The sequence below is a fragment of the Hydrogenophaga flava NBRC 102514 genome, from assembly GCF_001571145.1.
GTDB classification, from domain to species: Bacteria; Pseudomonadota; Gammaproteobacteria; order Burkholderiales; family Burkholderiaceae_C; genus Hydrogenophaga; species Hydrogenophaga flava.
Genome location: NZ_BCTF01000018.1, coordinates 108,043 through 118,988, shown reverse-complemented (window position 1 = coordinate 118,988; position 10,946 = coordinate 108,043). Strand labels below are relative to the sequence as shown.

Genomic DNA, 10,946 nt, shown 5'->3' with positions numbered 1-10,946 from the left:
AATCCGGGCTTGACTGGGGTTTTGAACACCATCCTTAGCGCCACGATCTTTTTTTCAGCCTGTAGCGCAGCGCGCATGGAGTCGATGCCCTTGTCGCGCCAATCGCGAAACGGTTTGAGATAAGGCTCAAAGGTGCCGAGAGAAAGAGAATTGATGCTCGCGCCGTTATGTTTGCGGCGCAGGCGGTTGCCATAAGCACAGCCAGTCAGCTTTGCATCGAATAGGTGACCGACCTCCAGCATCCACAGAGTAGACAAAACATGGAAATCCATGCTGCACTGAGCCATCACGCGGAATTCGGCTCTTGGTTTCAAGGACTTATCACAGTTGGCCAATAGGCCGCAAGCGTGTGCCCACTCATCGGAAGGCGAGGAGAAAATCAGCCCGTTACCATGCTCTTTGCGGAACTGCTCCCAGCTATGAACGCCGTCTGGCTTACTGGGAAGCATATCCACCGACTTTGTAACCAGGGTCCAACCACCAATGAAATCGGACTGTGTAATCCAGGACTCATCATCAGCTTGCAGCTTGGCCAGCAAGGCGATGAGATTGTGGTGGAGGTCCTCCTCATAGTCCGCAATCGCATCAAGCGAAGCATGGGACGAGTAGTACAGGTCAACCTTGGCTTTGCGATACGACAGCCCGAGGCTCTCAAGGGATGTCATATATCGACCCTCATCATCTTTCGAATGGCTAGTTTCATATACATCTTCTCAAGTCGCAGGACATAGGGATAGGTCTTGACGGTCCTACCTTCGTTTACAAACGAGACGAGAACCCCCCGCCCCCACTCGCCCCAATCACCAACCGCTGCGTCGCCCGCGTGGCCCCCACATAGAACAGCCGCGCTTCCTCGCGCTCGTCTTCGCCCTCGGCAGGCATGCGCCCGGCGCCCACCAGCGCCACCACCGGAAACTCCAGCCCCTTGCTGACGTGCAGCGTCATCACCTTGATGCTGTCGTGCGCGGGGTCGAACACGCTGGACGAGTTCCGGCGCACCTGGTGCGGCAGCTTGCGTTTGCGCAGGAATTCGGCGCACATGTCCATTTCGCTGTGGTGGCGGCAGAGGATGGCCATGTCGGCCCAGGCGTGGCCTTCGCGGTGGGCGGTGGCCAGCAGCTCGGCCACCTGGGCCACCTCTTCGCGCAGGGTGGGCAGGCGCACGATGAGCGGCGCCTCGCCGTCGCGCCCGCAGCTCACGGGTTTGAGCAGGGGCACGCCGTCGTCGTCCTTGTCTTCGGCGGTCAATAGATCGGCGGCGACGAGGCTGGCCGTTTGCAGGATCTGCCGCGTGTTGCGGTAGTTGATCTTGAGGATGGTGGTGCGCCCCTGCGCCTGGATGCCCACGCTTTTGAAGCTGAAGTTTTTGCTCTTCTGCGTGCGGTCGTAAATGCTCTGCGCGTCGTCGTACAGCACGAGCAGGCTGTTGGTGGTGGGGTCCACCATCTGCACCACCAGGCGCAGCCATTCGGGCGCAAAGTCGTGGCCTTCGTCAATCAGCACGGCCTGGTATTGCCCGCTGGGGATCTGGCGGCGGTCCACGCCGGTGATGACGCGCTGGACCATGTCCTCAAAGAAGGCGTCCCAAGGCAGGTTCTGCGGGGGCAGGTCTTGCCCGTAGGCCACCAGCTGCTGACGACACCATTTGTGGAAGTGCACGGCGTGCACGCGGTCGGTTATGCCTTTGGCGGCCATCACGCGCGCAATCTGCCGGGCCAGCGGTTCGTTGTAGCAGAGGATGAGGATGGGTTTGCTGGCGGCGGTCTGGGCTTTGGCCAGATGCTCGGCGCGGTAGCCCAGCAGCATGGTCTTGCCCGAACCGGCCACGCCGTGGATGACGCGGTGCCCCTCGCCCAGGCTGCGGGCCAGCTGTTCCTGCTGCAGGTCCATCACCCGCATGATGCTGGGCAGTTCGGCGGCTTCGTCAGCGTCGTCAAACAGCTCGCCGGTCACCTGCACGCGCACCTCGGGGAACATGATCCAGCGCACCCGGTCCATCTGCGGCAGCGACATGACGCCGCCCATCATGAAAGGGAACATGTCCCACAGGCGGCTTTGCAGCGCCTCGGGCTCTACCTGTTCGCCCATCTCGTCCTGGCAGATGACGCGGTGCGGTTCGATGGCGTGGGCGAGTTCGGCTTTGTCGAACTGCGCGCGGGTGATGTTGGGCAGCACCACGCCGTAGCTCCACGGAAAGGCCAGCTTGCCCTGGTGCCGGCCTTCGGGCTGCACCAGCTGCGGGTCGCGCTCCAGCGCGTTCACCACCTGGTGCGCGTACTGCCGGGCCTGCTCCAGCGGGTTGGGAATGGTCTTGGGGCCGAGCTCGCCGTGGATGTCCCAGGTCTGCTTGTTGGCCTGGATGAGGGTGGAGAGCCGGAAGTCCTTGACCTCCAGAATCAGGATGCCACGGCGCGGGTGCATGACCACAAAGTCCGGGTGCTGGTGCCGGGGGCCGACGGCCACGTCGTACCAGAGCAGGTAGTCGGCGTCGAGCTTCTGTTCAAGCCGCTCGGCGGTGCGGCGTTCGCCGGGCGTCATGCGTGCAACGCAACTGCCCAGAGCGGGTATCAGTGTGGCCATCTGACTTGTGTCTTTTTGTTTCCCTGGGCGGATGATGCACCAACTCGCAGGGAATGCGGCCGCACTCGCTGTCAACGGTGCCCATCGGTACACTGCCACTCACGCCTGAGCAGGCGACTCCTACTCACGTCAAGATCAAACGTGTCCACCCCCATCGTCCAGATCGTCGAAGTCATCGGCCCTGCCGCACAAGGCAAGTCGATGCCCTTGCTTTGCGGCGGGGCTGACGGGCACCGCTACTACGTCAAGGGCCAACAGACCAACCGCGCCAGCCTGTGGCGGGAGTGGATTTGCGGGCACCTCGCCAAGGCACTGGGTCTGCCGCTGCCGCCTTTCGCGCTGGTTCAGCTGGACCCGGCGCTTGTGAAGGAACTGCCGAAGGACCAGCAACGCATCGGTTCTTTGCCGGCCTTTGGCTCACGCGAGCAACCGCACACCGCCTGGCTGGAACTCGGCATCAGCCAACGGGTCCCGGCCGAACTGCAGCGCGATGTGCTCGTTTTCGACTGGTGGGTTCGCAACACCGATCGTCTGCGCGGCAACACCAACCTGCTGTGGGATGCCGAGCACGAGGGGCTGGTGGTGATCGACCACAACCTGGCCTTGGACAACGATTTCAATGCCGCCGAGTTCCAGGACCAGCATGTGTTCGCCGACCAGTGGTCGGTGCTGACCCAAGACCTGGTGCTGCAGGCGCAATACCTTCAACGCCTGAGCCAGGCCCTCCCGGCGGCTCACGAGGCCTTGGAAAGCGCGCCGGAAGAGTGGCTGTGGGAAAATTCCGAGTTCGACATTCCAGCCCGTTTTGACCGCGCAGCGGCCCTTCAGGTGCTGGAACGATGTGCAACCCCTGACTTCTGGAGAACGGTATGAGGCTCGTCGCGTGCCGATACGCCGTGGTTCAGTTCGCGCCCTACCGCGAAACGGGGGAGTTCGCCAACGCGGGCGTGGTGCTGATGTGCCCGGAGAGCGGGTACTTCGGCTTCAAGCTGCAAACCCGCCGCACCAAACGCATCACCGATTTCTTTGATGAACTGCCGCGCAGCTTTTATGTGCGTGCCGTCAAGGCGATGGAAGACGAGTTGCTGCGCGTGGCGGATGTGGTGGCGAAGGCACCGAGCACGGGTCGCGCGGCGTATTTGCGGCAAGTCTTCGACAGCCTCATTCATCCTCGTGAGGCGTTGGTTCGGTTCAGCGCTTCACGGGCAGTGATGACAGCCGATCCGGTAGCCGAGCTGGCTCGGCAGTTCGAGCACTGCGTGGAGCGTGCCTTTGCAACGCCGGAGTACGTGGAAAAGGCCATGGAAAAGCGCATCAAGCACTTGCTCGATGGGTTGCAACTGCCTGCCCCGTTCGCACCACTGCGCGTGGGCGACGACGCTTTCTATGCCAACTTCCCTCTGGTGCAGCAGCAGGGCGACTCGCTGACCAAGATCATCAAGCCGTTCCGACTGAACCAGGACGAGCCGGTGGACATCTACGAGCACGGCGATGCGTGGCTGCAGAAGATCAAGCGGCTGAGAAATCGGAAGCTGCTGCCGGATGACGTTCTGTTTGCGGTCAAGGCGCCGCCGCTGGCGGATGCGAAGCGCCATGCCGCTTTCAAAGAAATCTGCAGCGATCTGATCAAGCTGGACGTGCAAACGGTGGACGAAGACGCGGACCGCGAAATCACCGACTTCGCGCTGGGCTGAACAGCCTCACCGGATCAGCCCGATTGGAACTGGGCGCCGAATCGTCCGTTCCCACTCGCCCCGATCACCAAACGCTGCGTCGCCCGCGTAGCACCCACATAGAACAGCCGCGCTTCCTCGCGCTCGTCTTCGCCCTCGGTGGGCATGCGCCCGGCGCCGACCAGCGCCACCACCGGGAACTCCAGCCCTTTGCTGGCGTACAGCGTGATCACCTTGATGCTGTCGTGCGCAGGGTCGACTCGCTGGACGTGCTGCGGCGCAGCTGGTGCGGCATCCTGCGTTTGCGCAGGAATTCGGCGCACATGTCCCTCGCTGTGGTGGCGGCAGAGGATGGCCATGTCGGCCCAGGCGTGGCCTTCGCGCTGGCATCGCTCGTGCTTGAGGACTCATGTAGGCAACACAAAAAAGTGCGTCTCATAATTGACAAAATTGCCAAATTGAACAGAATGGGAAACATATGCCTGCCAAACCACCCCTTCCGACCGCCCAAAGCACCGCCCAGCTGCAGGCCTTGGGCACTCAGCTTCGCGCGCGCCGCAAGGCCTTGCGGGTGAGCAGCACAGCGGCAGCGGAGGCCGCAGGGATGTCGCGGGTAACGCTGCATCGCATCGAGAAGGGGGAGCCTTCTGTCGCGGCCGGCGCCTGGGCCAACGCCATGGCGGCGCTGGGTATGTCGCTGGTGGCGCAGAACGCCGAAGATGCCCAAGCCACGCGCCCCGAAGATGTCAATGGGCCGAATCTGGCCGACTGGATACCGGTGCGCGTGCGCCTGGCGGACTACCCGCAGCTCAAGACACTGGCCTGGCAGGTGCACGGCACCGAAGCGCTCACGCCCGTTGAGGCGCTGGGTATTTACGAGCGCAACGCGCGCCATCTGGATATGGCGGCCATGTCGCCCGCCGAGCAGGCGCTGCTGCAGGCCTTGCGCACGGGTTTGGGCGGCGATGCGGGAGTGGGAACACCCGATGTTTGAACGACCACACCACCAGCGCATTGCGCATGTGCTGGCCGCGCTGGACGGCGATGTGTTGCGCCAGCATGGCTGCCTGTTTGGCGGGGGCACTTGCATCGCTCTGCGCCACGGCGAGTACCGCGAATCGGTGGACATCGACTTTCTGGTGTCGGACGCAGCGGGTTACCGGGAACTGCGTCAGTTGCTCACCGGGCCAGCCGGGCTCAACGCGCTGGTGCGGGCCGGAGCGCAGCCATTGACCATGCTGCGCGAGGTGCGTGCCGATCAGTACGGCTTGCGAACGGTGGTGCAGATGGACGGCCAGGCGATCAAGTTTGAAATCGTCCGAGAGGCCCGGATCGTACTGGAAGCACCTGGCCCTGGAGATGTGGTGTGCGGCATCGGCACGCTGACGCGGCTCGACCTGGCGACGTCCAAACTGCTGGCCAACTCAGACCGTCAGGCGGACGATGGCGTGTTCAGCCGCGATGTGATCGATCTGGCGATGATGGACCTGCGCCTGCCCTTGTTGCGAGCGGCACTGACCAAGGCCACGCAAGCCTATGGACCTGCCGTGGTGCGCGACCTGACCAAGGCAATTGACCGCCTGCAAGAGCGCCAGGGCTGGCTTGAGCGGTGCATGCAGGCCATGGCCATGACGATGCCCAAGGCGGTGCTCTGGCAAAAGGTTCGCGCCCTGCGCAGGGTGTTGAAAGCCGGCTGAGGTGCCGCGACCAGGTCAGAGCTTGCCTTTTGCCGGTAGACGTGCAGCCCCCCCCTTGGACAGCCGCGCTTCCATGCGTTCGTCTTCGCACCTGCCGCAACAACAAAAAAGGGCGCCCGAGAGCGCCCCTTTGCCACCATCCACCCCGTCTCAATGCAGTGTGGTGGACGCCATGATGTGGTGCATCTCCTGCTCCAGCCCTCTGGAGGGGATGACCACCATTTGTTTGCCGCCGAATTCGGCCGAATAGCGCGGCACCTGGCTGGCGTGTTGGTAGGCCTCGCCCAGGCGGACGATGAGCTTGCCCACTTCCACCTGTGACAGGTGGTGTTCTTCGGCGAATTCCTTCAGTCCGGTGACCTTGCCGTCGTGGATCCAGGCGATGCCGAAGTGCGTCGGTGGCGTGCCCAGGAACACGAAGGCTTCGTGGTCGGCCGGCACCACCTCCAGGTGGTCGCTCACCTTGTGCGCCAGTTCCTCCAGCGACGCCTTGACCTCGTCAAGCTTGTCCACGACTTCGCTGCCAGCGGGCAGCGGCGGGTAGGCCTCTTTGCGGCCAAAGAGTTTGTCCAGTAGCCTCATGGTGTCTCCTTTGCAGTTGAAACAACGAGAGCCTGACCGCTGCTGCATGGGCCCGCGGGGACCGCACGAGCCGGCCGCCAGACGGGCTCACCTTAGACCATGGGGACCCACTTATCAAATGGGGTTGTTCTGCAGGCGGGTTCCGGCCGGGGCAGCGTCCTGGGGCAGCGCGTCCGCCTTGGCCCGCATCTTGGCGGCGATGTACTCGCCATGGGTCACGTGCAGCAGGCCGGCGATCTTGCTGATGACGTGGTTTTCGTGTGCGTCCAGGTGCGCGTCGGCATAGGCCACGTGCCACAACGATTCGACCAGTTCGATCTTTTGCGGATGCGTCAGGCGGTCGTTGACCTGGCTGGTGAAGGCGTGGAAGTCGTTGGCGGTGCGGGCGGTGTCCTGCGCGAGCGCCATCAGGTCGTCCACGGACGCGGGCTGCAGCGCAAAGCGGTCACTGAGCGCACGGATCACGGCCTGCCGCTCGGCCGCGCTGTGGTTCTGGTCGGCGCGCATCACCTCCACCAGCAGCACGGCGGTGGCCAGGCGAAGCGCCTGTTCGGCCTCGGCGGCCGAGTGGGTGGGGTCGATGTCGAGGAAGGTATCGAGCAGGTGCCGGAAGGCTTTGAGCATGGGCGGGGTCGGTCTGTTTTTCAGGGGCTACTTCTTCACCAGATGCCCGCGGATGTCGGCCAGCTTGGCCTGCAGGCGGCGCTGGTTGTCCGCGCCGACGCGCAGCAGGATCTTGCGCCCGGCCGACAGGTTCTGCAGCTGCGGGTCGGCGAACTCGTAGCGCACCCAGGGCCGTTGCGAGGGCACGGAGCCTTTCACTTCCACCAGATGCACGGCCGGCGCCTGCTCGGGCATGGGTGTGTCGATCAGGTGGTCGATCACCTGCACCAACCGGTCGTTGAAGTAGCGCCCCGGGAAGCCCTGCTCCACGTAGGCCTGTTGGACGAGTGGGTAGAGGCGGCGGTACATGCCCACCGCCTGGGCCGTGTCGATCGACTCGATCAGGCTCACCAGTGGCTGGTAGCGCCGGCTGTTGTCGGGGTGGATGGTCTCGGTGCCGTCGGCGCTGTTGCGCCGGGTGGTGAAGCGCTGCGGCGTGGGGCTGACGGGCCAGACGGTGACCGGCGCGTGCGGCCGTGCGAGGTTGTCCACGGTGGCCACCGCGTGGGAGAGGAAGCCGTCGATCTGCAGGAAGTTGAGCACGTTCTTGCGGCCGATCAGTCGCTCCAGCATCTGGTTCACCTGCGGCCCGGCGTCGGCCAGCGCAGGCAAAGGCTCTTTGTCCCCCTGGCCCTCGGCGCCGGGTTCGGCGGCGTCGATGGGGTGCTCGACCGTGGGTGTGGCAGGCGCTGCCGTGGGTGCGGCCGGTAGTGTTGGTTCGGCAGGTGCGGCCGGTGCGGCGGCCACCGGTGCGGCTTCGGGTGCGGGCACCGCCTGGTTGCGCTTCCAGGCGTAGTAGCCGCCTGCGGCCACCAGGGCGAGCACGATGGCCACCACGAGCAGGGAGGGAGTTCGGGAAGGTTCGGGGGGACGGTACTCGTCGCGATCCAGTTCAGGTTCCATGGGCCTCATCTACGCCGGAGCGGGTGGAAAGGCGGCACATCCTACGCGTCTGGAGGGGTCAGGTCCACCCTGCGCCCCGCCCTCACGCCCTGCCCGGCCACAACACCAGCCACACCACCCCCACCAGCCCCAGCCACTTCAGCAACGCCAGCAGCGACATCAGCGCGCCGGTGATCGCCGCGACAAAGAAGTACTCGCTGTGGGTCAGCGTGATGGTGAGCCAGGTGAACAGGTTTTCACCCACATCGGCAAACACCATCAGCGGCAGCGCCCAGCCCAGACGGTTGAGCCAGCGCGAAACGGGCTGCCCGACGCGCCGCAACCCGGCACCGCGCGCAAACCCGGCCACGCAGAAGCGCGACAACACCTGGGCGTAGGCCGCGATGAGCCCCAGGTCCCACAGCAGCGACCAGCGCGGTGAGCCGAACAGGTTCACCTGCTGGAGACCGGTGATCAGACCTTCCCAGATCTGGCCCCGCTCAACGGCGGTGAGGCCTTCGTAAAACCACAGCATCTGCCAGCGCACGAAGTCCAGGTTGGTGGCCAGGAACGCCGGGTAGCTGGAGAGCGCCTGCCACAGGTCGGCCCAGAAGTTCTGCTGCGCGTAGTACTCGCCCTTGAGCAGCATCTGCCCGATGCCGCCGTACAGCACCAGGAAGGCCAGGCACCAGCCCAGGATGGGCAGCCAGGGCTGGGGCTGCGCCCAGTCGGTGTCTTTCGGGAAGGCCACGGTAAGGGACTGCACGCTGGGGTGTTCTTCGGCGGGGATGGTCTGCCGGCCACCGGCGCCGTCGTCCACCAGCCCCGGGGTGCGCACCGCCATGCCGGTGACGGCCCACAGCGGGGTGCGGTGCAGTTCACTGTGGGCCACGGGCACCAGCGGTTTGGGGCTGGACGGGTCGGCGTACAGCGCTTGCAGCACCTGCTGGTCGGTCATGGGCTGGCCGTCTGCCGCACTCAGGCGAAGGCCGCATTGCACGGCTTCGCCCACCAGCCAGCCCATGGCCCGGTCGGCCAGTGCCAGCCGGTCGGGCGTGTAGCCGCCGCCCACATCGCAGTGGGCGCCGGAGAACCAGAGCTGTTTAAGCGACACGGGCAGGCCGCGGTCGGAGCGGTACTGGCCGTTGGGGTCGACATACTGCCGGGGCGCGAACTGGGCGCGGTACTCGTCCAGCGCCAGCGCCTGCCGGACATTCAGGAAGCGCTTGCCGCCCACGTCCGCGCGCGCGGTGAACTGCTTGGAAAACGGCGGCATGCCGACAGACGCCACCGTGTCCCAGACGCCCACGAAATGGATGTTGACGTGCTGTTCGAAGGGGTCGGCGAACAGCTGCGTGGCCTGCCGGGCGATGCGGCGCGCGCTCTCGCCGCGGCTGTCGCGGTCCGAGAAGTAGACGTGCAGCAGCGACGGCACCATCGAGACCATGTGCGGCTGCAGGATGCCGAACATGTTGACCAGCCCCGCCACGCTGCGCGCCGTGAAGGCCCCGCGGGAAAAGCCGAAGACGTAGAGCTCGTCGCCGGGCTGGTAGCTCGACATGAGGAACTGGTAGCACTCGGCCATGTTCTCGTAGACCCCGCGGCCGAAGGCCAGGCCGGCCAACCGCTCGCCGTAGCGGTTGATGCTGTCCCACACGGTGGCGCCGGGCAGCTCGCCCGGGTTGCCGACGCCGGGGTCGTAGAACACCAGCTGCTGCTCATCGCCGTGGGTGCGGAGCAATTGGCACAGCCGCACGACGTTGGTGTCGTTCTCGCCGCCAGTGAGGTTGTTGTTGGTCCCGTCGCAGCAGAGCACGATCTGGCGTGGCGTTGAAGCGTTCATGGGTCTGCTCCTTCACAAGCCGTGGGGGCATCAGTGTGTGTCAGCGGGCCGGCGGGCACCTCCTCCGCAGGAGGGACGTTCGAGCTCGTGGCCCCTACACTGCGTCACACCTTTGCGCGCCCACCGGACGAAGCATGCCCCGCCCCCACCACCATGTCTACGTGATCGAACTGCACCCGGACGTGCTGCTGGAACGCCGGTTCCGCCAGTGCAACCCGGGCTACGTCGAAGGCAGGCCCTGTGTGTACGTGGGCATGACGGGGCTGGACCCGGACGTGCGCTTCGACAAGCACAAGGCCGGCATCCAGGCCAACGCCTACGTGATGAAGTACGGACTGCGCCTGCTGCCCGATCTGTACGAGGGCTTCAACCCCATGCGCTACGAGGACGCGGTGGAGCGGGAGATCGAAATCGGCATCGACCTGCGCTCGGCGGGATTCGGGGTGTGGCAGGCGTGAGCGGCGCGTTCCTGGGTGCGGCAAAGGCCGCAGCCCCCGTCACGCGATGCGGCGCTGTCCTACACGCGCTGCCGGTGTCGTCGGACGCACAGCCTTCACAGGGCTGGGCAGGATCGGTTCATCATCACAGGAGACCCACCATGAATGCACTGGCCTGCAGCGTTTTCTCTGTCGCCCTCTGTGGCTCTCTCATGCCCGCGGTGGCCGCGGACGACCGGCCGTCCGTGCAGGCGCAATACCAGGCCGACCGCCAGGCCTGCCTGTTGCGCACCGATCCTGTGGCACGTCAGGACTGCCTGCGCGAAGCCGGGGCGGTGCGCCAGGAGGCACTACAGGGTCAGCGCGCGCCCACACCCGATGCCGCCACCCTGACCCGCAACGCCCTGGTGCGCTGCCAGGTGCACCCGGTGGGCACCGAACGCGACATGTGCGAACGCATGGTCCGGGGCGAAGGCCGTGTGCAGGGTGATGTGGCCAGCGGTGGGGTGTTGCGCGAGCTCACGGTGATCGTGCCCGCGCCGACGCAGCCCGACACAGCGCGATGACCCCGGGAGACCCGGCGACAGGG

13 protein-coding genes are annotated in these 10,946 nt (G+C 65.2%); 6 read left to right on the top strand and 7 right to left on the bottom strand.

What is annotated here, in order from left to right:
• Nucleotides 1–665 (bottom strand): hypothetical protein (locus tag HFL01S_RS16435; protein WP_218008638.1); only part of this gene is annotated, 665 nt, incomplete at its 3' end.
• Between the two features lie 94 nt (nt 666–759).
• Nucleotides 760–2,580: a 3'-5' exonuclease gene (locus tag HFL01S_RS16430; RefSeq protein WP_084383404.1), complete on the bottom strand. Its 1,821-nt coding sequence runs from the start codon at nt 2,578–2,580 to the stop codon at nt 760–762.
• A gap of 141 nt (nt 2,581–2,721) precedes the next feature.
• On the opposite strand from HFL01S_RS16430, the gene HFL01S_RS16425 reads away from it, so the two are divergent.
• The gene (locus HFL01S_RS16425) at nt 2,722–3,453 is read left to right on the top strand and encodes a HipA family kinase (protein WP_066260600.1); all 732 of its coding nucleotides are present in this window, start codon (nt 2,722–2,724) and stop codon (nt 3,451–3,453) included.
• The gene (locus HFL01S_RS16420; protein WP_084383402.1) at nt 3,450–4,274 is read left to right on the top strand and encodes a DUF3037 domain-containing protein; all 825 of its coding nucleotides are present in this window, start codon (nt 3,450–3,452) and stop codon (nt 4,272–4,274) included. The genes HFL01S_RS16425 and HFL01S_RS16420 overlap by 4 nt, the downstream gene beginning before the upstream one ends.
• Nucleotides 4,275–4,288: 14 nt before the next feature.
• Here the strand turns inward: HFL01S_RS16420 and HFL01S_RS16415 are convergent, their stop codons facing one another.
• Nucleotides 4,289–4,612 carry a 3'-5' exonuclease gene (locus HFL01S_RS16415; protein ID WP_066260598.1) on the bottom strand — a complete coding sequence of 108 codons (324 nt, stop codon included), beginning with the start codon at nt 4,610–4,612 and terminating at the stop codon, nt 4,289–4,291.
• Between the two features lie 119 nt (nt 4,613–4,731).
• On the opposite strand from HFL01S_RS16415, the gene HFL01S_RS16410 reads away from it, so the two are divergent.
• Entirely contained in the window at nt 4,732–5,247 is a 516-nt protein-coding gene (locus tag HFL01S_RS16410; protein WP_066260597.1) for a helix-turn-helix domain-containing protein, read from the top strand.
• Between the two features lie 28 nt (nt 5,248–5,275).
• Nucleotides 5,276–5,950 (top strand): nucleotidyl transferase AbiEii/AbiGii toxin family protein, encoded by a 675-nt coding sequence (locus HFL01S_RS16405; RefSeq protein WP_245644834.1) that lies wholly within the window; start codon nt 5,276–5,278, stop codon nt 5,948–5,950.
• Between the two features lie 150 nt (nt 5,951–6,100).
• Here the strand turns inward: HFL01S_RS16405 and HFL01S_RS16400 are convergent, their stop codons facing one another.
• The 4 genes from HFL01S_RS16400 to HFL01S_RS16385 form a co-directional block, all read right to left on the bottom strand.
• Nucleotides 6,101–6,532 carry a hypothetical protein gene (locus HFL01S_RS16400; RefSeq protein WP_066260594.1) on the bottom strand — a complete coding sequence of 144 codons (432 nt, stop codon included), beginning with the start codon at nt 6,530–6,532 and terminating at the stop codon, nt 6,101–6,103.
• Between the two features lie 114 nt (nt 6,533–6,646).
• The gene (locus tag HFL01S_RS16395; RefSeq protein WP_066260592.1) at nt 6,647–7,156 is read right to left on the bottom strand and encodes a tellurite resistance TerB family protein; all 510 of its coding nucleotides are present in this window, start codon (nt 7,154–7,156) and stop codon (nt 6,647–6,649) included.
• Between the two features lie 27 nt (nt 7,157–7,183).
• Entirely contained in the window at nt 7,184–8,098 is a 915-nt protein-coding gene (locus HFL01S_RS16390) for a DUF3014 domain-containing protein (protein WP_157538910.1), read from the bottom strand.
• Nucleotides 8,099–8,180: 82 nt separating this feature from the next.
• Nucleotides 8,181–9,920 (bottom strand): T6SS phospholipase effector Tle1-like catalytic domain-containing protein, encoded by a 1,740-nt coding sequence (locus HFL01S_RS16385; protein ID WP_066260590.1) that lies wholly within the window; start codon nt 9,918–9,920, stop codon nt 8,181–8,183.
• 134 nt (nt 9,921–10,054) lie between these two features.
• Here HFL01S_RS16385 and HFL01S_RS16380 point away from each other — a divergent pair, with 134 nt between their 5' ends.
• Nucleotides 10,055–10,378, top strand: a complete 324-nt coding sequence (locus tag HFL01S_RS16380; RefSeq protein ID WP_066260588.1) for a hypothetical protein — start codon at nt 10,055–10,057, stop codon at nt 10,376–10,378.
• A gap of 140 nt (nt 10,379–10,518) precedes the next feature.
• On the top strand, nt 10,519–10,923 hold the full coding sequence (locus HFL01S_RS16375; RefSeq protein ID WP_066260587.1) for a hypothetical protein: 405 nt from the start codon (nt 10,519–10,521) through the stop codon (nt 10,921–10,923).
• The last annotated feature ends 23 nt before the right edge of the window (nt 10,924–10,946 follow it).

Coding starts and splice junctions, on each gene's coding strand:
- HFL01S_RS16395 (WP_066260592.1), bottom strand. CDS start 7,156: ATGCTCAAAGCCTTCCGGCACCTGCTCGATACCTTCCTCGACATCGAC.
- HFL01S_RS16410 (WP_066260597.1), top strand. CDS start 4,732: ATGCCTGCCAAACCACCCCTTCCGACCGCCCAAAGCACCGCCCAGCTG.
- HFL01S_RS16385 (WP_066260590.1), bottom strand. CDS start 9,920: ATGAACGCTTCAACGCCACGCCAGATCGTGCTCTGCTGCGACGGGACC.
- HFL01S_RS16380 (WP_066260588.1), top strand. CDS start 10,055: ATGCCCCGCCCCCACCACCATGTCTACGTGATCGAACTGCACCCGGAC.
- HFL01S_RS16400 (WP_066260594.1), bottom strand. CDS start 6,532: ATGAGGCTACTGGACAAACTCTTTGGCCGCAAAGAGGCCTACCCGCCG.
- HFL01S_RS16375 (WP_066260587.1), top strand. CDS start 10,519: ATGAATGCACTGGCCTGCAGCGTTTTCTCTGTCGCCCTCTGTGGCTCT.
- HFL01S_RS16430 (WP_084383404.1), bottom strand. CDS start 2,580: ATGGCCACACTGATACCCGCTCTGGGCAGTTGCGTTGCACGCATGACG.
- HFL01S_RS16415 (WP_066260598.1), bottom strand. CDS start 4,612: ATGGCCATCCTCTGCCGCCACCACAGCGAGGGACATGTGCGCCGAATT.
- HFL01S_RS16420 (WP_084383402.1), top strand. CDS start 3,450: ATGAGGCTCGTCGCGTGCCGATACGCCGTGGTTCAGTTCGCGCCCTAC.
- HFL01S_RS16390 (WP_157538910.1), bottom strand. CDS start 8,098: ATGGAACCTGAACTGGATCGCGACGAGTACCGTCCCCCCGAACCTTCC.